Genomic DNA, 20,134 nt, shown 5'->3' with positions numbered 1-20,134 from the left:
ACATTGAAAAGTAGAATAATACTCATAACCATATTTATAGTTATTATATTGATTTACTTAGGTACAGGGGTTTTTCAAGTTAATCCATCGGAAGTTGCTTTGATAAAAACTTTTGGAAAATTTACTGGTACCGTTGGACCCGGTATACATATCCACGCTCCTATTCCTTTCCAATCGCATGTTATAGTTGATGTTCAAACTATAAGGAAGGAAGAGATTGGATTTCGTACAGTTGGCGATAGAAAATACGAATCAAGAGATGTTGAAGCTTTGATGCTAACAGCGGATGGAAATATAGTTAGTGTTGAGGCTGTTGTGTCATACAAAGTATCTGATCCCGTGAAATTCGCTTTCAGAATTAAAGATCCAAGCAATCTTGTTAAATTTACCACAGAATCAGCTTTAAGAGACAGGATATCAAAAAGAAATGTAGATGATATTCTCACTCAAGAGCGTGAAAAGGTTGCTGATGAAGTATTAGAAATAGTTCAAAACTTACTTGATAAGTACCAAGCAGGTGTGAAAATCGTGAACGTTCTGCTACAAGAAGTTGTGCCACCAGCCGAAGTTGTCTCAGCCTTCGACGATGTAAATAACGCAAAGCAAGATAAAGAAAGATACATAAACGAAGCAAATAAATACGCTAATAACCTTATCCCAAAAGTTGAGGGAGAGGCTTTGAAAATAGTGCTGGAAGCGGAATCTTACGCTCAGCAACAAGTTCTTAAAGCTCAAGGTGAAACTCAAAGATACTTAGCACTTTTAGAAGAATATAGAAAAGCACCTATGATAACAGAAACACGTTTGAGACTCTCTACTCTCCAAGAAGTTCTTCCAAAAGCGAAGAAAATTATGGTTATGGATAACTCACAAAAAATAACTGTACTTTCTCTAGACCAGCTATTAGGTGGTGATTCGAAATGACTAAAGCAAAACTTATCACCGCTATTTTCGTTATTATCTTAGCGATAATATTTCTTGCACTTTCAATTGTTATAGTCGACGAAACCAAATATGTAGTTATATTACGCTTTGGTGAAATTAGAAAAGTTATAACCGAGCCGGGATTAAACTTTAAAACCCCTTTCGTTGATAACGTTGTGAAATTAGATAAGAGATACTCTATTTACGATATACCACCTGAGAGAATTATCACAAAAGATAAAAAGACTCTCATCGTTGATTCATATATTATTTGGAAGATTTCTGACCCAAAACTTTTTATTGAAAGCATGAGAACTGAGAGCCTAGCTTTATCAAGGTTAGATGATGTCGTATATTCAGGTTTGAGAAATACACTTGCGAAGTTAGATATGGACACAATTGTAACACAAGAAAAGACATTCTTAAAGGATGTATTAGATTTTTCCATCAGCAACACAAAAGATTACGGAATACAAGTGATAGATGTAAGAGTCAAGAAAACAGATTTACCAGCGGAAAATAGAAATGCAGTATTCGAAAGAATGAAATCAGAAAGACAAAGCATAGCAGCGTTGATAAGAGCAGAAGGCGAGAAAGAGGCACAAAAAATCAGGTCAGAAGCAGACAAAAAAGCAGCTATAATAAAAGCGGAAGCACTTAGTAAAGCGGAATATATAAAAGGAACTGGAGATGCAAGTGCTACAAAGATATACGCTGAAGCGTATTCAAAAGATGAAAGATTCTACAAACTTTGGAAAACACTTGAGAGTTACAAAGATATTGTACCTGGTAGTGTAATTATTTTAAGCAAAGATGCTGAAATATTGCAATATGTTAAGTAAAACTAAAAAAATAAAAAAGAAAATCGGGGACAAGTCCATAAAAGTCCCCGATTTATTTGTTATTGTTCTTTAAAAAATTACAATAATGTCGCAATCATCACAGCTTTAATAGTGTGTTTTCTGTTTTCTGCTTCATCCCATACCCTTGATTGTTTACCTTCAATAACTTCAAATGTGACTTCTTCGCCTTTTACCGCTGGTAAACAATGCATGAATATTGTTTCTGGCTTTCCTGTCTTTTTCATAAGTTCTTCGTTAACTTGGTATGGCTGGAGTAATTTTCTTCTCTCAGCTGCTTTATCTTCTTCACCCATTGATGCCCAAACATCTGTGTAGATAACGTCTGCATCTTTTACCGCTTTTTCTGGGTTATCTGTGAACTCTATCTTTGCCCCACTTTCAGCTGCGAATTTCATACATTCGTCAACAAGCCATTTTTCTGGCCTGAGCGATTTAGGTGAGCATATCACATAATGCATTCCCATCTTTGCCGCACCGACCATTAGTGAGTTTGCCATGTTGTTTCTTCCATCGCCCATAAACACCATCTTTATACCTTTTAATCTGCCAAATTCTTCTTCAATTGTTTGAAGGTCTGCTAAAACTTGTGTCGGGTGGAATAAGTCCGTTAAACCATTGTATACAGGGACACCGGAGTATTTCGCAAGTAATTCAACGGTTTCTTGTTTGAAACCTCTGAACTCAATTGCATCAACCATTCTACCCAGAACTCTTGCCGTATCTTCGACTGATTCTTTCGCACCAAGTTGTATGTCTTGGATGGACAAGAATATTGGATGACCGCCCTCTTCAGCAAATGCTGTTTCAAAAGCAAGTCTTGTTCTTGTTGACCTTTTTTCGAAAATAAGAGCCAATGTCTTTCCGACAAACCTTTGATGTCTTATACCTGCTCTGCTTTCCGCCTTAACTTGCTTTGCGATGTCAAGAAGATATTTTATTTCTTCAGGTGTGTTATCCATAAGTGAAAGAAGTGATCTACCTTTCATGTTTACTCCCATCTTTTTTTCCTCCCTTACTTTATTTTTTGAAAGTGTGAATTGCTAACAAATTACTTACAAAGAATATAACTTACAATACAACATTTATCAACTACTCAATAGACAAGCATACTTATGTATAAAAGAGCATACTTGAAAATTGACAAAAAACTATTCACAAAAAACTTGCTATTGAAAATATGTTAGAAAATTAGAAGTTGTAACCTATCGAAAATTCTATTCCCTCAACTTTTGTATTATCTATAAGATAGAAACTGAAAAGCCCGGAGGTTATGGAGATATCTCCAAAGTAATATTTCGCTCCTATTCTTATTATACTGGTAATCTTTTCAAAACCAAAGCCATTTATAGGTGCTAACATACCACCCATTCCAAAAAGTGAAACTGTTCCTATCTCTAATTTAATATCGTACTTCGCAATTCCACCTAAAGAAATGTAATAATTAGCAAAGTCTGTAATTAAGGCCAAAGAAAAACCACTAACTGCGTTAGGTGCATTTTTAATAAGTCCTAGAGTATTAAACTCGCCTGAGAACAAGTAATTTCCACTAAATGAATACATAAATCCAGCGCTTATTTCGCCAGCAAATACCGAAAATGACAAAAGTAGACATAACAACGATAAAATTAAAAACAAATACCTACTCATCAAAATCACTCCCCTTGTATTTATTGTAAATTATTGTAAATTACTTCAAATTTTTTAAAGTTTCTTGAATCTTTTCCTCATCAACATACAACCTTATAAAAACTTTATCGCCCACTGTTATTTTTATAGGTTTCGAAGTCATAGTCGGTATATCGTAAGTTTGTATGTTAAATCTTCCAAGAGAATAATAAAGCTTGGCCAACGAAGCCTCGGTAATCACAGATTCCGGACGAAGGGTAGAGACATGGCTACTAAGTGTAAAATAATCGAAGAATTTGAGCCCTCTTTTTCCGTAATATTGAACGAAATCATCTAGCTCTTTGACTCCGACTTTTTTAAGATACTCATTTTTCAAGACTATTTCGTAAATATAGTCTGCTTTTATACCTACCAATTCATTAAATAAAACAACAAAATCGTGTGGATTTGAACTTGAAATGTCTAATTTTTTTGAAAATATAAACAAATGGTCAGGAACATTAATAACGTTTACAACTCTCTTTTCTCCATCAACAATAAAAATTTTTCCTCTTAGTTTTGAACCTTCCAAACTTATATCATTGTTATTAGCTGATGTGCTTTTATCTAATGGATAATATAGATAATAGACAGATTTTTTCTTCATGTCGAATTCGCTTGAATTCTTGACCGACACAATACGTATACCAAGATATAAAAATCCAACTAATAATAAAATCGACAATACAATTATAACAGGTTTAACGTAATTTCTTTCTGAACTTCTCCTACTTCTACCTATGTATGTTTTTTTTGTTCTCACTTTTTACCCTCCTCTACAATCTTATTCCACGTCTCAACTGTGTAAGGCAAAACATATAAATTGAAATTTACCGCGTATATAATTTTATTCCTTATAACTTCTCTGTAGGCAAGTTCCATATCATAGAATGCAAGTTCTCTAAACTTATTAACACCATCATAAATCCTTGTAAATTCAAGAGAATCTGCTAAGGCTAGCGCTTTTCCATATACTCCAAATTCCGGATGACCAGATGTATGATAACCAACTCCCAGCAAAACGTCATAATCGTTTACTCCAAACCGTCTTTTCAAATACTCAGAAGCCACAAAACCATGCAAAAGAATTGGTTTTTTTAAGACTATTTCGCTGAGTTCTATACCGTAAAGTGATGCTATCTTCTTCAATTTCTCTCCTTCAACATCCCTAAATAAATCATGAGAAAGAGCCATAGTCTTCAATTTTTCATTATCTAATCCATACCTTCGTGCAAGTTTTTCGCAGAATTCAACAACTCCATAAATGTGGGGTTTCCTTTCTTCTAAAACGAGAAGTTCAACAGCTCTTTCAAGAAATTGGTTAATTTCTTTGTACATGTTTAATATTCAATCCTCCTATTTTGCCAACGTTTTCACGTTAAAAATGATGTAAATCATAGGTAAATTCTTCAATGGTGTGAATCATTTCGATAAAGTTTTCAATGTTATCCATCTTTGATTCACAATCTTTTTCAGATAAAGTAGCAAACGCGATTCCAATCAGCATGTAATCTTTTGAGTCTTGCCTTCCACATTCTATAGCTGAAACTTCAAATCTTTTTTGTAATTCGTTAATTAAAGATTTTACAACTCCACGTTTTTCTTTCAAAGAATTTATACCAAACAACCTTATCAGAACATTAGCATAGCAAACAACCAACAACAATTCCCCTTTCTTGTTTAAGAGTTTAACATTTTATAATTCCTCAATTGTTATGTTCTCATTTGTATATATACATATCTCACTTGCTATTTTCATCGCCTCTTCAACAATTTTTCGCGCATCAAAATCTGTGTTTCTCAGAAGTGCTCTTGCCGCAGCTAACGCATAAGGTCCACCAGAACCTATAGCTATTACGTCTTCGTCAGGTTGGATAACTTCACCTGTACCAGAAAGAAGCAATAAATTATCCTTATCTGCAACTATTAGCATCGCTTCAAGCCTTCTTAAAGCCCTATCGAGTCTCCAATCCTTTGCAAGTTCAATTGCAGCTTTTAAAAGATTACCATTCCACTCTCTATACTTATTTTCAAATCTTTCGAGTAAAGTCATAGCATCGGCAACTGCACCCGCAAAACCTGCTAAGACCTTACCATCTCCGATTTTTCTTACTTTTCTTGCTGTTCCTTTCATCACGGTCGCACCGTAAGTAACTTGCCCATCGGCGGCCATAACAACTTTTCCATCTTTTTTTATTGCAAGTACCGTCGTAGAACGCCACATATTTTTGTCATTAAAATCATTTAATGCAGTATCACTCATATTTACGCCTCCTTGCTCTTATTTACTTTCACTTTTTGCTAACTGCTTTCTTTATTCTATTCATTATCGAAAAGAATATACCATATTCGGGCAGTTTTTCAATAACTGCGTATTTGTAATTTGTCTTATCAATATCTCTAAATGAACGATACAGATTTTGCGCAATTGTATATGGTTTTGATAATTCACCAATTATGTACACATTTTTTGCATTTGGAATAAGACGTTCTTTTGTTTCTTTTGTGCAGAGTATAAGCACATCTGTGTTTTGGTACTCTAAGAGTGCTGATTGGTCAACCAATTCGAGATGTTTCTCAGGCGCGTAGTGCCTATATTTCATTCCAGGTGCCAGAGGTTTTTCTCCTTCTTTTAGTTGATAAAATTCAACTACTCCGAACAATTGTGTTAGTTCTTCGAGTGTTATAGGCCCGGGCCTAAGAACTACAGGGAAATCTTTTGTCAAATCGACAATCGTTGACTCTATTCCAAAAGCACATTCTCCTGCATCGATTATGCACTCAACCAAACCATTGAGGTCTTCTATTACCGCATTCGCATCCGTTGGACTTGGCTTTCCAGAACGATTAGCACTCGGTGCCGCTATCGGTCCTGAACAATTTATAAGCTTTTGTGCAACAGGATGGGCAGGGATTCTTACACCAACAGTTTCCAAACCAGCTGTTACTTCACTAGGTATATTCTCCTTTTTCTTTAAGACAAACGTTATAGGTCCGGGGGTTACTTTTTTTATGATATCAATATACTTCTCACTAAGATATGCGATATTTTCTATCTCATCTACGCTCGAAACATGAACAATCAAAGGATTATCCGCTGGTCTACCTTTAACTTGAAAAATTTTCTTAACTGCTTCGGGATTTGTAGCAGTAGCGCCAAGACCGTAAACTGTTTCCGTCGGAAATGCAACAAGTCCGCCTGACTTTAATACCTCACAAGCATACGAAATATCTGGATTATACAAATCGTCTACCTTTATTATTTTTGTATCAAATTTACAAACCACAAAAATTATTCTCCTTTCCTGGAATTTTTATCATCAACACTCTCCAATGTTTTAAACACTTTCTCATACTCTCTGACTATCCATTTATCCTTTGTTATCCATATCATCTCCACGTTTTTATGAAATCCACTTTCCGTATAATTTGTCGAACCTGTAATCAAAATATCATCAACTATTATAAATTTATGATGTAACATTCTATCGCTGATAACATTTATATTTTCAATCGGCAATTTACTCAAATCGCTTGAATAAAACCACTTATCGGTTATAATCCTTACATCAACACCCTGGCTAGATTTATACTTGAGAACTGTAAGAATATTAACATCCGTGAAAGCATAAACGCAAACCCATACCTTTTTTCTTGCTTTCAATAATAATTTTACTACATGTTCTTCCACTTTGTCTATTGGTGAAACAAGAAAATCTTCTACTTTACTTACTAAACCTTCATTCCAAAGATTGAGAAAAAATTCTTTGAATCTTTTCGAGTAATTGGACGGAAATATTATTATATCATTGTATCCCGTTTCAAGTCCACTATCTGTGAAGTTAGCCGAACCGAATACAACGCCATTTTCGTTAACTATAAATTTAACGTGGTGCAAACCTTTTGAATAGTCTATTTTGGAAGGAAGATTTGGGATTGGCTTTTCGGTTATTATTCTTACATCAACACCAGTTTTTTTAAGCTTCGTCAACTCTGAAATAACATTAGGATGGTTTATATCAAAAGAAGAGATGAAAACATATTCTTTTGAACTCCTAATAAAATCTATTATCTTGCTCGTGAGAGGACCGTATTCTGTAAAATAAGCTTGAATCCCAAACAAAATGTGTGAAAATATAATTAGAACAACTAGAGAGATTGAAATCTTCGCTCTCATCCATATCACCATACGTTTATTCTTATTCTATCGAAAGTTTTTTTGACCTGATAATAGTTATTATAGAAGCCACTAATATATATATCAACGGAACAAGAAAGTGATTAGAATCAATTGAATTTAAAGATTTAACTGTTCTCATATTATCCACGATGTATGTAATAGGCAAAAACTTCGCTATGGTTTGGATTATAGGACTTGTGAATTTCAATGGCACGTAAAACCCTCCGACGAACATCTGCACTTGAAAAAACACCTGCTGGAAAGCGAACAAATTCGAAGGTTTTGTTATGAATGTCATTAGTGCAATCACAAATGTTATCATGACAGCTGATGAAAATAGTAGATTTAAAATTAAATTTGGCAAATAAGATATTACATCTACACCTTTAAGGTAAGAAAATACGGATAAAACTCCCACTCCGAGGAAAAGCACCAGTAAATTCACAACGGCTGTGAGAATGTAAATGTAAACAGGATTTATTGGAGCGGTGAAAAATTTTCTTAGTATGTTTCTTGTCTTAAAATATTGAATATCGCTCATAAAACCAAACAAAAACACAGAAAGTATAGCCATTCCAACAACACCAGGATATATGAAATTATTGTAATCGTAAGTATTTTGGGAAAGGTAATGCTTTTCGATAGTTGTGGACTCTAATAACCCCATTGATGTAAATATGCCCTCTACAATGTCCTTTGCTATCTTAGAACCATCCCTTAACGAAATGTAGTGTATATCAATTGGTACAGGTTTAAACAATCTTGTTTTTCTAAGCAATAACGCCGATGAATATTTAGAGTCAAAATTATCCGGTAAAACAACAACAAGATCTAATTTTTCATTTTCAAGTTCTTTAAGGGCTTTATTTATCTGCTCTGGATTATCTGAATTGCTTGATTTATCCTCAAAAATCACATTCAATTGCTTAATATCTTTAAAAACATTCTCAAGAGTCTTACTGTGCCCAATGATTTTGACTTTCAGCTCGATGTTTTCTTCGACGTTTCCAAACAATGTTGAGAGTATCAAAAACAAGATTGTCGGAAAGATCGACAACCAAAATACAGCTTCTTTTTGTCTTAAAAAGAGAACCTTAAATAGAGAATCAAATAATACTAAAAACTTTTTTAATTTTCTTCTCATTCTAACAATTCTCCCACTATTTGTAAATTTTAGAGAAAATTAAATCAATCAATTTTTCTTCCCGTTAGTTTTAAAAACACATCTTCGAGAGTTGGGAGCCTGACAACGAAATCGTGGATGCCTTTTTCAAGAAGATTTTGTATAGCCTTTACAGAATCTGAAACGTGCATATAAGCATATTCACCAACGATAACCAATTCGTCTTGTTGAAAGTATTCCGAGTATTCTTTTGGAAATTCAATAACCGAATTGAGGCCAGATGATATTATAAGCTCGTGTGGAGTACCAGCTGCAATAATCCTCCCATAATCCATTATATAAACTCTATCTGAAAGAATTTGAGCCTCGTCCATATAGTGTGTAGTTAGTATAATAGATTTTCCACGCGATTTGAATTTCAGTATTATATCCCAAAGGTGTCTTCGCGCGTGAGGATCTAGTCCAACGGTTGGTTCATCTAAGAAAACTATATCCGGATCGTTGACAAACGCTAAAGCAACAGCTAAACGTTGCTTTTGACCTCCCGAAAGGTGTTTAACACGTGTTTTCTTCTTTTCATTAAGCTCAAAAATATTTAAGATTTCATCTAGTGGCAAGTATTTAGTGTAAAGTGAGCTAAACAATTTTAAAATTTCAACAACAGTTAATTCTTCAAAGTAAAAATTTTCCTGAAAACATACTCCTATCCTGTCTTTAATCTTATCGTTAATTTCGTTGTATTTTCCAAAGTATATTATTTCACCCTCATCTTTAACTCTCAACCCCTCAATTATCTCTATGGTTGTAGTTTTGCCAGCCCCGTTAGGTCCAAGTATAGATATTATCTCACCTGGAAAAAGTTCAAAAGAAACACCATCGACTGCTTTGACGCCTGGGTAATATTTTTTCAAATTTGAAACTTTCAACACTTGTTCTGAACTATTTTGAACCACTTAGAATCACTCCCTGTTTTTCAGGCAATAGGCTTCAAAAACTTTCTAATTGCATAACTACCAAGAAGTAAGCCAAGAAATGAAAATGAAACTATCAATATAAAGAAAAGTACGTCGTCCATGGAATTAACTCCGTACAATTTCTGGAACATCATATGGACGTACCTCGGAGGTGTTAGGTACGATACTATTCTTAAAGATTTTGGGATAATAGATATTGGAAAATATACTCCAGAGAAGAATATAAATATAGTGTAAATCAAAGAAGAGATGCTCTCTGCGGCCTTTTTAAAAAATAAGCTTAGTAAAACACCAATTGACAGATTTATCATTACTGAAGCAAAAACAACCGCAATGTATAATGGAATATCATAAATTTTGACAAATAAATTGACTCCAAACACTAATCTTGACAAAACCAAAATAATAAAAGAAGAAATTATACCTGTGATGAGCTGCGCTCCGACCGAACTGAATAGTAAATGCATAGGTTTGACATTTGTTACCATAAATCTTTTAAAAAGTCCATACCTTACATATTTTGAAAAGATACTAACACCGGCGTTTAAACCAACCGATAGCAATGAAACAGCTATAACGCCTATCATAATATATTCAAGATCGCTTAGTTGTCTTTCCAACTTTAGGTTATGTTCTTTTATTTCAATAACAGAACTCTGATTTTGAGCAGAAGAATACTTTGTTCTAAAAAGCAAAACATCCCTGTCTGGTTGTGCAATGCTACTTAAATAATAAACATCTATCTTCCCTTTCTCTGCCAAAATGACTATATCAAACTTTAGAGTCCTTATACTTTCAACATCCGATGGCTTATCAATTTTCACCCAATTAACACTCTCTATATTAATATCCCTATCTGAATAATAGGCAATTTTATAAGCACCACTCTGCTTACCAAAAACTGCGCCGAACATAAGCATAAATATGATTGGTAGTATTAAATTCATGACTAACAAAAATTTACTGCGAAAATTCATGACTAAAAATGAGTAAAACACAACCCCACTCCTATAATAATTTCCTAAATATTCTGTTTACTTTGCAATTATTCCAAAAACACCAACAACCAAAGATAATATAAGTAAAAGTATAAGTAAGTTTTGATTATTCTGTAGGCTTTCTTTCTCTTTACTCAAATTCGATATATCCTTTTCAAGCTTTGTAACTTTGTTTTCAAGTTCTATGACTCTATTGTTGGTTTTAGATGATTCGTCGGTATAAAGGGCGACAAAATCGTTGAATTCTTTTTCGTGTGAATCTCTCCAGCTTTGAAGCTTATTTAGAGAATCTGTGTTATTTTCCAATAATGCTTTATTTTCGTCTATCGATTTCTTAAGTTCGCCTGTCAAAGAATAAATCTTCACTTCAACAAGTTGAATTTGCGTGCGAATTTTCTCTATTTCACTTATGTTTTTATCTGTTTTTTCTTCTAAAGAAATTACTTTCGATTCTAGCACATTCAATTGTGAATCAACGTTACTCAAAAGCGTCTGTAATTTATTTTCCAGTTCATCTTTACTAACAGATTTCAAAGCTAATGTTTCAAGTTTTTGGGATATATCTCTTTCATCTAATTTAATAGCATTTTCTAATTCTGCGAGTTTAGTTTCTATATTTAGTATTTTATCTTCAAATTCTTTTTGTTGATTTTTCAAATTTTCATTTTCCTGGTAAATTAACTTTTCATATACAACTTGTGTTGACTCGATCGTAGCAATTTTGTTCTCTAATTCCAATAATTTTAATGTATTTGCTTCCATCTTTGTTTGGGTAGTCTCCTTAAATGTTTTAATTTCATCCATACTATTCTGTAATTTTTCAATCTTTTGTACAATTTCATCGATGTTTGAAACCAACATTTTATTTTTTTCCTCTTGCTCTTTTATTTTATTTTCCAGAGAATCAAAAGATAGTTTTAAAGCATTTAGTTTGCTCTCAAAAATTGACAAATCGACATTTGATGAGACATTCTTTTGGTCCTCTAACTCTTTTAATTTTCCGTTTATTTGAGAAATCATTTCATAAACTGTGGACTTGGTTTCATTAATTTCTTCTTTAAGTGCAATTGTTTCTTTCTTTAATGCGTTTAAGGATTCACCCATATCTTTTACAGTGGCATTTTCCTTATCAAGTTTATCACTTACGTCTTTTATTAAAGTTCCAAGTTCTTCTTGCTTTGAAACAACGCTGGAAACTTTACTTTGAAGTTCACTAATATCTTTTCTTAGATTTTCGATATCTTCTGATGATTTTTCCAACGATTTCTCCGATTTTTGAGTCCCATCAGCAGGTGTTGTGGATGGTATGTTCAACGATTTTAACTCATTTCTTGTTTCTATAACCATTGAAAGAACTTTTTGAACGCTTTGATTAAGTGTGTTTAATTGTGCTATCGAGGCTTTTTTCTGGAGTTCATCTTCCACTTTTTGAATTCTATCTTTCAAATTGTCCAATTCTACCTTACTCAAAGCTTCACTAACATTGACTTGAGATTTTGAAATTTTATCACTCAAATTGCTAACTTTTTCCTCGAGTGCTGAAAGCCTTTTTGAAATATCATTGACAGTTTCAGAGAGAGATGAAACTGTCTTTTCTCGTTCGTTAATTTTGTTCAATATTCCTGATAAATCAATATTCTCCGCTGGAACTAACTTTATATCAGCTAACAATTCTTTTATGGAATTTATTTCCTGTGATAATTGACTAATACTGTTAATAAGTTCTTCGTTATTTTGGCTCTGTACAATTTTCTCGATATTAGTAAGTCGCAAGGAGAGTTCTTCAAATCTACTCTCAAGCTCTCCAACTTTTTTAATTGATTCAACAATTGCTGTCATTTCAGCTGAGGAATACACCATCGATTTTGTTTCTTCAATTGTTTTTTCGATTTCCGCTATTTTGTTTTTCAATTCTTCATAATCTTTATTCGAATCTATAGAATTTGTTGATTTTGTGTCTTTAATCTTGCTTATCTCGGATGTTATGTCATTTATTTGCATTATTAATTTCGCTATTTTTTCGTTAATTTCTTTATCGCTGTTTGTCAACGAGGATATGCTATTTGTAATTGTCTGTATTTTCTGATAAACATCTTGGACAAATTTATCTAACTCTTCTTTTTTAACGTAATCTTTAAGGGTGTTCTTTAAATTCTGCATGTCGCTTTTAAGATTGTCGATGATCGTTATTAATGTGTTTAAATTTTCTTCTAATTTTTCTTTATCAACATTTGTCGTTTCAATTGGTGTTTTTAGCTTGATTTCTTCGATAGAGGCTCTAATGTTTTTTATTTCATCTTTCAATGAGTTAACTTCGTTTTTTAGATAATTCATATACTCAAGTTGGTTATTTAAATATTCGATTTTCTTGTAAAGCAATTCTATATCTTTTGAATAATCAATATATGTATTGGTGCCTTCATTCATACTTTGGGCAGAAGAAGTATCACTCACATTTTTTTCTCTAATTTTTTCTATCTCTGATTTTAAATTTTTAGTTTCTATCTCCAGACTTTTGATACTGCTGTTCAAGAATGATTCAACATTGTTTATTTTATCTTCAATATTAAGAACTGCGGAGGAAAATTTGTTGATGTTTTTTTCAATTTCATCAACCTTTTTTTGTAAATAACTGTATTTCTCTGATATTGCTTCAACAGTTTTTTTGATACCTTCGTATTTCGAACTATTATCATCTACAGATGTGCGGAGGTTGGAGTACAATTCTGAAAGGCTTTTAACTTCAGAGACGAGTTTTTTAACGTCGTTTGAAAGAAGAGTAATTGAGTTCTTTATTGAGGAAATCTCTTTTGAAACATCTGTAAATTGTGCGTTTGTTTGAACAGTGAAATTGGAAAACTTTTTCTCAATATCTGAAATTCTTTTGTCTATATCACTTATCTTTGTATCAAATACACTGTAAAGTCTATACAGTAAAACGGCTACTTGGAACCTCGTTATCACTTCGTTCCCTCTGAACGTACCATCTGGAAAACCGGTGATTATCCCCATATTACTCAACTTTTCAACAGCTTCATATGCCCAATGAGATTCTTTGACGTCTACGTAAGTTTCTGCGCTAACTGTTATTGAAAAACCTATCAGCAAATATACCAAAATTGTTAAAAAAATAACTCCCCTTCTCATTTTAATCCCCCCTCTTGGATTCTGTTTTTCCTTTAGTTTTATTATACCAAATTAATTTAATTTTATTTCAACAAAAAATTTTTTAACAAAATTTTCAGCTTTTTTATCCACTGTCGAAAAATCCCCTTGTTTAATTCTCAGCGCGTTCTTTTTTCCAATGCCTGGAATACTTTCTAATTCTTCGATTGTAAGCTTATTTAATTCAACAAGTCTAACACCTGTTAAAGACCTATGACCATACCCAACAACTACAATATCTGTTGGTTCTGAGAACTTCGCAGGGACTCCTATGAGTATAGGGTATGTGCCTAATGGTCTTCCAAATGTTATTTTGCCCTCTGAAAATTCTGGAATAACGTATCTTATAATTGTTCCAAGCGGAAAAACCTTTTTCAGCATTGGTGTGTCAACATTGTTTCTTATCAAATATTTATAGTGTTCAAACAAACGTTTATCAGGTCTTACATTTTTTCGCTGAGAAAGATAATATAAAGGAGTTCCAGGGAATATCATTATTTGCCTTAAATTAATTCTTCTCAAAAGTAAATCATTTTCTAAATACCATAAAAGCTTATTGTAATTTATTTCGTAAGTTTTCTTTGTTTCACCAAATAGACCGAATATAATGTTTATTCCAGGTAGTAATTTTGGCACACCGCCTGAGTCTCTAAGACCACCAATTTCATTGACAACTTTAACTGCTAAATCTATATCTTCAACGGTTCCATTGATATTGTTCTTTTTTCTCACAATTTCGTCAAAAGATTCCACACCAAAAGACAGGATATCACCTGATGTATTGTATTTTACTATACTTTCTAAAATTTTAACTGATTTCTCTAAGTTTTTAGCAATGTAAGTCGGATTGGCGTTATCAGTGTGCAGTACCTTTATATCATCGCATTTAGATCTTATCCCACTGTAAAGCTCATTAACAGCTTCGGGATTTATGGTTCCACTATTGAAATCACTACCGTAAGCTATTATGTTTGCGCTTCTTCCCAACCTAAATGCTTTTATACCATTCTTGTAAAGTGCCTCAACTTCGTCAACAATATCTTTTACTGGCCTTGAGAAAAATTTCGGGTGCAAAATAGGTTCTGTACAAAATGTGCAAAATGTACGTCTTTCACAACCAAGTGAAACTTCTATCTCACATATAACATCAGGAAATCTTGGATGAAATTTAACTATCTCAGCACCTGCTATGGAAGTTTCTCTTATACTTTGCAAGTAATCTGCGCCAAATTCTTGGGAAATCCACGATGAAAAATCTTCAACAACTTCCTCAACATCGAAATCAAATTTTTTAGCAAAACTTCCACCTTTATTTGAAAAAGCTTTACCAATCGCGCCTATGAGTATTCGATAAGGTTTGGTATTAACATCGAAAAGCTTTTTAACTTCATCGGGTGTTATAGGATTCCCCCCAACGTACTTTCCCGGTACGGTAAGCCCACCTATTATAACCATAGTATCATACACAGAAAAAGCGTGCCACGTATCGCTGGCACGCACTTGATCTATCGTATAATAATCAACTTCAAAACCTTTAATTAAAAACAGCCCAGCAGTGTATCTAACATAAGTGCTTACATATGGTGGAACTCCTAAAACTGCTGGTTCGTCAACATACCCATCAATAATCACGCAACGCATTCTTTATCTCCTTCAAACTACTCTCCGAAGCTTTCAGGATTTTCAAATAGTACGTCCCCACTTTATAGTCTCCTTCTTTTTTGTTTATTTCCAATTCTAACGGGTTCCCATCTTTATCATATCCTATAATTCTCAGAAAATCTTTCCCTTCAACAGTATTTGACCAAAGAAAAAGTTTGAATACAGCAAAAAATCTTTCAGGTATTGGACTTTCTTCAATGAATTTGTACTTTGAAATTATCGACTTTATGTCAAAATGCTTAGGAAATTTATTTATGTACATCGTAGTTGTAACATCACCAACAATCCTTGTAACTCGAACTATCTCTTTATCTATAACAAATATCTCTATAATAAAAAAGTCTTCGTTGAATCTATAAACTCCATCACGAGAAATATCCAGTTTTTTAGACTTAACATAATCGTACGCAATTTCAAGTAAATCTTTTATTGGGAAGGTTCTCTTCAATACATCCGAATCACCTATATACCATTTATCTTTTATCCTTACCCATACAAAGCTTTGAGGCGTGTTTACAATAACAACTTTTATGTCGTCCGTTTCGTAAACTTCTTCAGAACGCATAAAAATACCAGACTTGCTTGTTTCATAAACCATACGAACATAGTAACCGTCAGCAAAGTAAAAAGTAGCAAAAATCAACAATACAAAACATAAAACAAATAATCTTCTTTTCACTTTTATCTCACCTACGTTTTTTTATTTTTCAATAACTTTATAATCACCATCCACCGTCATTTGCGATAGAAACATATTTTATCATTTTGAAAATTTCATCTGAACCATTTTGTGAAATATTGTTATTATTAAGATAATCTTCTAAGTTTTTTTTCAGTAAATTTAAATTAGAGTTGTTATTTATACCCAAGCTAAAACTTGAAATATCTGGATTTTCGATAGTTTTTTGAGCTGCTTCTCTAAACAGATCGAATAGAGAAAATACACGCTTAGGATACTTCCATCCGAGCTCTTCTGTACCAAAAAAGAGAATTATTAAAGTGAGAAAAACACCTATACCGAATCTGTACATAGTTCCAATAACTTTTTTTCTTTTTATTTTCTTCAAAATTTTTTCTTCCATCATCGGGCCTGGTTTGTAACTAAAATTTATTGAAAAATTTTTCAGGAGTTTTGAATAACATTTTTCTGCACCGTTTTCATTCATCGAACGTAACCTCCTTGAAGGCCTTTCTAATTGTTTGTTTTATATAATGGAGACGGCTCTTAATAGTTCCTTCTGGTTTATCCAAAATTTTTCCTACTTCTTCATAAGTTAATCCATCAATTTCTTTCATGAACAATATAGCCCTATCTTCCGGCGAGAGATTCTCCAAGATTTTTCTCAACTTTTCGTACATTATATCGTTTGTTACATTTTTTTGGACATCTTCATCTGTTGAAAATTGAAATGTATAATCTTCATCATCCATAGGCTCAGTTAAATCTACAACAGGCCCTCTACCCTTCATCTTTCTGTACATATTGTTGCAAACGTTTATAGCTATTCTATAAATCCACGTTGAAAGTTTTGATTCACCACGAAACTTCTTTACATTTTTGTATATTCTTAAAAATACCTCTTGGACAACATCGTCGATATCATCGCTTCCAAGATAGCTCTTAACAAGTGCGCCTATCTTCGATGCGTAATTTCTGTACAGATATTTATACGCCTCTTCATCACCTTTTGCCAAAGCTTTAACTAATCTCTGTTCATCGTTCCATCTATTTTGACTATCATTTTTATCATTACGTTCACTATTAATCGAAAATTCCAATTTTTTCGCCCCCCACGATTTCCCTAAAGCGTAGCGCATTTTTCAAAGCTTGGCCATTATAACAATTGTTGAAGAAAACGTACGCTTCTTCAAACGATTCGGGAAAAACAAAATCAATTATACCTTTCAATTCTTCATCGGAATAATTATAGTCATATTTTTTCCTTCCATTCCGCCCGTGTAACCTCAAATATACCACTTTATCCAAAGACCTAATTAGTGGAAAAATCCCTTTCGACATTGGCAAATCTGGAATAACAACATGTACATTTTTGATACCGTGTAAATTATCTAACCATTCCACCCAGCTCTCATGTCTAAATTCTAAAAATATCTCCTTGCCATAAAATTTTTCCAATAAAAGCTTAATGTAATCTTGATTATCAGGTACGTTCTTAAAAGAATATGGAAACTGTGCAAGATACCCAATAAGCCTGCTTTCATCTTCTATAACTCTACACGACTTAAGAAAATCATTTACATTCTCAAAACTTCTATCATGTGTTATAGACCCATGGACTTTTACAGCGAATTTAAAACCAACTGGTGCTTTGCGAAGCAAACTCACCATTGTTCTCGATGAAGGCATCTGATAAAAAGTAAAATTCAACTCAACACAATTGAATCCATACTTTTGCCAATAGTATGTAAACATTTCACTCTTTTTAATATCTTGTGGGTAAACATTACCTATCCAATCGCCAAACGAAAATCCACTTGTGCCAATGAACCATTTACCAAACTCTCTCACCAAAATCCTTCCTTATTACTTAATTATCTTAATTATCTTACCTTCCAAAATTCCGCCAAATCCCTAGGAATATCTTTAACAAAATCTCTGTCGATTTGTTTATCACTATTGAATGAATTGTAAAAATATTCTCTTCTTGGTAGCGTTGAATGAGTTATGTAAAGAATATCTTTGGCACGGGTTATTGCAACATAAAATAATCTCTCCTCTTCATCTAATGTATTATCTTTTAAAGCTAAGAAGTGTGGAAAATCTCCCGGATTAACACCTATGACAAAAACAACTTTCCATTCGAGACCTTTAGCTTGATGAATTGTAGTTAGCGTAACTTTTCCTTTATCATCAGAAAAGTCGTTAGATTCATTAGTTCTAACATCTTCTGAGATTAAAATATCGTTTAAAAAATCTTCCACGTTATCGTAGTAACTCGCCATTTCTATTAATCTTTCAATGTCTTCTTCTCTATCCCTGAAATCTGTGTAATGGTATTCTAAAATATCCTGATAAAATTGCTCGTAAAAATTTTTTATCTGGAAGCTTGGAGCTTTATCTATCGAATTGAAAATTGCGCTTTTTAAATTCTCAACGTTTGAGCTCTTTATCTTCATTTCCAAGAACAAATCCAATGGTGATTTTTCCTCGTTGCTTTCGCTTGTTATACGACTTATTATCTTTTCCGCGGTTACATTACCTACATTATCTACCAATTTTAAAACTCTCATCCAAGAAATTACATCATATGGATTTAAAAGAATTTTTAAGAAAGCCACAACATCTTTCACGTGTGCCGTTTCGGTAAATCTTAATCCTGATAGTACTTTAAATGGTATGTTTCTCTTTGTAAGCTCAAGTTGTAATTCCAGTGAATGAGCGTGCGCACGGTACAAAACCGCAATATCACTGTAATCAAAGCCTTCATCAACGATTTCATTAATTCTCTGCGCAACAAAATATGCTTCATCAAAATGGTCATAAGTATTTACAACTATAGGTTTTTGAACACTTGTTCGTATTGCTCTCAACTTTTTAGGTACCGAATTTCTTGGAATCATTGAATTTACAAGCTCAACAATTTTGTCTGTGCTCCTGTAATTGGTTTGTATCTTAAAAACATTTGCACCATCCATTACCTCTTTTACATTCTCAAATCTAGCACCTCTAAATGAATAAATACTCTGCGCATCGTCAGCAACGACAAATAAATTTCCATGTACTTCTGAAAGATGCTGAACAATTTTTAACTGAAGAATATTGGTATCTTGGAACTCATCAACGAGTATCCATTTAAACCTCGAAGATATACGCCTTCTTAATTCTTCATTACCTTCTAGCATTTGCAGAGTTTTCAACAGCAAGTCATCGTAATCTAAAACATTTTGTCTCTCTTTCTCAAGAGCGTATTCCTGGAAGACTTTCTCTATAACATCTACAACTTGTATCCACCTTTTTGCCCTCTTAATTACAACTTCATATGGTGTAAGAAATGTGTTAACCATGTATGAATAAATGGAATATAACTCGCTGTGGGTTGGAAAAGCTTTATTCATCTGTTTCGAAATAACGTATCTACTCCTTGCAATTTTCATTAAATCCTTCGCATCTTCTTCATCTAATATCGTAAAATTCGATTTCAAACCAATTGAGCTTCCATATTTTCTTAAAAGTAAATTACACACATGATGGAATGTACCTGCCATCATATCAGACAAATCTTTCTTTGTTACTATTTGCGCCCGTTCTATCATTTCACGAGCAGCAGCTCTTGTAAACGTAACAAGTAAAATTTCAGAAGGCATTACACCATTAAGTAGAAGGTAAGCAATTTTGTAAGTAATGACTCTTGTCTTTCCACTACCAGGTCCAGCGATAACAACCGATTTCCCATTTGATTCCATAACCGCTCGGCGTTGTTCGCTATCAAGCTCTTTAAAAAAATCTTCTATATTAGAATCTTTTGAATCTTCTTTTTTCAATTCGTAAATTCTTATCTTATCATCACCCATACATACACCTCACAAAAATTTTGACGCATTTGGAATTTCTTATAAAT

At 33.2% G+C, this 20,134-nt stretch carries 20 protein-coding genes; 2 read left to right on the top strand and 18 right to left on the bottom strand.

What is annotated here, in order from left to right; genetic code table 11:
• Positions 1 to 3: 3 nt before the first annotated feature.
• Complete coding sequence (gene hflK / locus AS161_RS00215) at positions 4 to 924, top strand: FtsH protease activity modulator HflK (protein WP_011993876.1); 921 nt, start codon at positions 4 to 6, stop codon at positions 922 to 924.
• Positions 921 to 1,766, top strand: coding sequence for a protease modulator HflC (locus AS161_RS00210; protein WP_011993877.1), 846 nt, complete (start codon positions 921 to 923; stop codon positions 1,764 to 1,766). Before hflK ends, AS161_RS00210 begins: the two co-directional genes overlap by 4 nt.
• A gap of 77 nt (positions 1,767 to 1,843) precedes the next feature.
• Here AS161_RS00210 and argF read toward each other — a convergent pair whose 3' ends face one another.
• The 18 genes from argF to AS161_RS00120 all read right to left on the bottom strand — a co-directional run bounded on the left by argF (position 1,844) and on the right by AS161_RS00120 (position 20,087).
• Positions 1,844 to 2,785 (bottom strand): ornithine carbamoyltransferase, encoded by a 942-nt coding sequence (gene argF / locus AS161_RS00205; protein ID WP_164541346.1) that lies wholly within the window; start codon positions 2,783 to 2,785, stop codon positions 1,844 to 1,846.
• A gap of 190 nt (positions 2,786 to 2,975) precedes the next feature.
• On the bottom strand, positions 2,976 to 3,434 hold the full coding sequence (locus AS161_RS00200; protein ID WP_164541345.1) for a hypothetical protein: 459 nt from the start codon (positions 3,432 to 3,434) through the stop codon (positions 2,976 to 2,978).
• Between the two features lie 40 nt (positions 3,435 to 3,474).
• A complete protein-coding gene (locus AS161_RS00195) occupies positions 3,475 to 4,215 on the bottom strand; it encodes a hypothetical protein (protein WP_011993880.1) in 741 nt (246 codons plus the stop codon).
• The gene (gene yqeK / locus AS161_RS00190) at positions 4,212 to 4,790 is read right to left on the bottom strand and encodes a bis(5'-nucleosyl)-tetraphosphatase (symmetrical) YqeK (RefSeq protein WP_164541344.1); all 579 of its coding nucleotides are present in this window, start codon (positions 4,788 to 4,790) and stop codon (positions 4,212 to 4,214) included. The genes AS161_RS00195 and yqeK overlap by 4 nt, the downstream gene beginning before the upstream one ends.
• 40 nt (positions 4,791 to 4,830) lie before the next feature.
• Positions 4,831 to 5,112, bottom strand: coding sequence for a DUF503 domain-containing protein (locus tag AS161_RS00185; protein WP_241241290.1), 282 nt, complete (start codon positions 5,110 to 5,112; stop codon positions 4,831 to 4,833).
• 36 nt (positions 5,113 to 5,148) lie between these two features.
• Positions 5,149 to 5,676, bottom strand: a complete 528-nt coding sequence (hslV, locus tag AS161_RS00180) for an ATP-dependent protease subunit HslV (RefSeq protein WP_041257108.1) — start codon at positions 5,674 to 5,676, stop codon at positions 5,149 to 5,151.
• Between the two features lie 67 nt (positions 5,677 to 5,743).
• Entirely contained in the window at positions 5,744 to 6,739 is a 996-nt protein-coding gene (locus AS161_RS00175) for an L-threonylcarbamoyladenylate synthase (protein WP_011993884.1), read from the bottom strand.
• 5 nt (positions 6,740 to 6,744) lie between these two features.
• Positions 6,745 to 7,629, bottom strand: a complete 885-nt coding sequence (locus AS161_RS00170; RefSeq protein ID WP_011993885.1) for a phospholipase D-like domain-containing protein — start codon at positions 7,627 to 7,629, stop codon at positions 6,745 to 6,747.
• 22 nt (positions 7,630 to 7,651) lie between these two features.
• Entirely contained in the window at positions 7,652 to 8,776 is a 1,125-nt protein-coding gene (locus tag AS161_RS00165) for an ABC transporter permease (protein WP_164541342.1), read from the bottom strand.
• A 44-nt stretch (positions 8,777 to 8,820) separates the two neighbouring features.
• Positions 8,821 to 9,708, bottom strand: a complete 888-nt coding sequence (locus tag AS161_RS00160) for an ABC transporter ATP-binding protein (RefSeq protein ID WP_164541341.1) — start codon at positions 9,706 to 9,708, stop codon at positions 8,821 to 8,823.
• Positions 9,709 to 9,728: 20 nt separating this feature from the next.
• Positions 9,729 to 10,727, bottom strand: a complete 999-nt coding sequence (locus AS161_RS00155) for an ABC transporter permease (RefSeq protein ID WP_164541340.1) — start codon at positions 10,725 to 10,727, stop codon at positions 9,729 to 9,731.
• A gap of 36 nt (positions 10,728 to 10,763) precedes the next feature.
• A complete protein-coding gene (locus AS161_RS00150) occupies positions 10,764 to 13,874 on the bottom strand; it encodes an S-layer homology domain-containing protein (RefSeq protein ID WP_164541339.1) in 3,111 nt (1,036 codons plus the stop codon).
• Positions 13,875 to 13,925: 51 nt separating this feature from the next.
• On the bottom strand, positions 13,926 to 15,533 hold the full coding sequence (locus AS161_RS00145) for a radical SAM protein (protein WP_164541338.1): 1,608 nt from the start codon (positions 15,531 to 15,533) through the stop codon (positions 13,926 to 13,928).
• Positions 15,514 to 16,233, bottom strand: a complete 720-nt coding sequence (locus AS161_RS00140; protein ID WP_164541337.1) for a hypothetical protein — start codon at positions 16,231 to 16,233, stop codon at positions 15,514 to 15,516. Before AS161_RS00140 ends, AS161_RS00145 begins: the two co-directional genes overlap by 20 nt.
• Positions 16,234 to 16,276: 43 nt before the next feature.
• Positions 16,277 to 16,720: a hypothetical protein gene (locus AS161_RS00135; protein WP_011993892.1), complete on the bottom strand. Its 444-nt coding sequence runs from the start codon at positions 16,718 to 16,720 to the stop codon at positions 16,277 to 16,279.
• On the bottom strand, positions 16,713 to 17,333 hold the full coding sequence (locus tag AS161_RS00130; RefSeq protein WP_011993893.1) for an RNA polymerase sigma factor: 621 nt from the start codon (positions 17,331 to 17,333) through the stop codon (positions 16,713 to 16,715). The genes AS161_RS00135 and AS161_RS00130 overlap by 8 nt, the downstream gene beginning before the upstream one ends.
• A complete protein-coding gene (locus AS161_RS00125; RefSeq protein ID WP_164541336.1) occupies positions 17,317 to 18,084 on the bottom strand; it encodes a DUF72 domain-containing protein in 768 nt (255 codons plus the stop codon). The genes AS161_RS00130 and AS161_RS00125 overlap by 17 nt, the downstream gene beginning before the upstream one ends.
• Before the next feature lie 32 nt (positions 18,085 to 18,116).
• The gene (locus tag AS161_RS00120) at positions 18,117 to 20,087 is read right to left on the bottom strand and encodes an ATP-dependent helicase (RefSeq protein ID WP_206518735.1); all 1,971 of its coding nucleotides are present in this window, start codon (positions 20,085 to 20,087) and stop codon (positions 18,117 to 18,119) included.
• Positions 20,088 to 20,134 lie beyond the last annotated feature (47 nt).

Origin of the sequence: Fervidobacterium sp. 2310opik-2, assembly GCF_011057735.1 — a bacterium.
Taxonomy (GTDB): Bacteria; Thermotogota; Thermotogae; order Thermotogales; family Fervidobacteriaceae; genus Fervidobacterium; species Fervidobacterium nodosum.
Note: the sequence above shows the minus strand (reverse complement) of the source record. Positions and strands in the feature narration are given on the sequence as shown.

Bases quoted from the DNA above. Each gene is read 5' to 3' on its own strand.
- AS161_RS00210 (WP_011993877.1), top strand. From the start codon at position 921: ATGACTAAAGCAAAACTTATCACCGCTATTTTCGTTATTATCTTAGCG.
- argF (WP_164541346.1), bottom strand. From the start codon at position 2,785: ATGGGAGTAAACATGAAAGGTAGATCACTTCTTTCACTTATGGATAAC.
- AS161_RS00200 (WP_164541345.1), bottom strand. From the start codon at position 3,434: ATGAGTAGGTATTTGTTTTTAATTTTATCGTTGTTATGTCTACTTTTG.
- yqeK (WP_164541344.1), bottom strand. From the start codon at position 4,790: ATGTACAAAGAAATTAACCAATTTCTTGAAAGAGCTGTTGAACTTCTC.
- hslV (WP_041257108.1), bottom strand. From the start codon at position 5,676: ATGTGGCGTTCTACGACGGTACTTGCAATAAAAAAAGATGGAAAAGTT.
- AS161_RS00170 (WP_011993885.1), bottom strand. From the start codon at position 7,629: ATGAGAGCGAAGATTTCAATCTCTCTAGTTGTTCTAATTATATTTTCA.
- AS161_RS00165 (WP_164541342.1), bottom strand. From the start codon at position 8,776: ATGAGAAGAAAATTAAAAAAGTTTTTAGTATTATTTGATTCTCTATTT.
- AS161_RS00150 (WP_164541339.1), bottom strand. From the start codon at position 13,874: ATGAGAAGGGGAGTTATTTTTTTAACAATTTTGGTATATTTGCTGATA.
- AS161_RS00145 (WP_164541338.1), bottom strand. From the start codon at position 15,533: ATGCGTTGCGTGATTATTGATGGGTATGTTGACGAACCAGCAGTTTTA.
- AS161_RS00135 (WP_011993892.1), bottom strand. From the start codon at position 16,720: ATGAATGAAAACGGTGCAGAAAAATGTTATTCAAAACTCCTGAAAAAT.
- AS161_RS00120 (WP_206518735.1), bottom strand. From the start codon at position 20,087: ATGGGTGATGATAAGATAAGAATTTACGAATTGAAAAAAGAAGATTCA.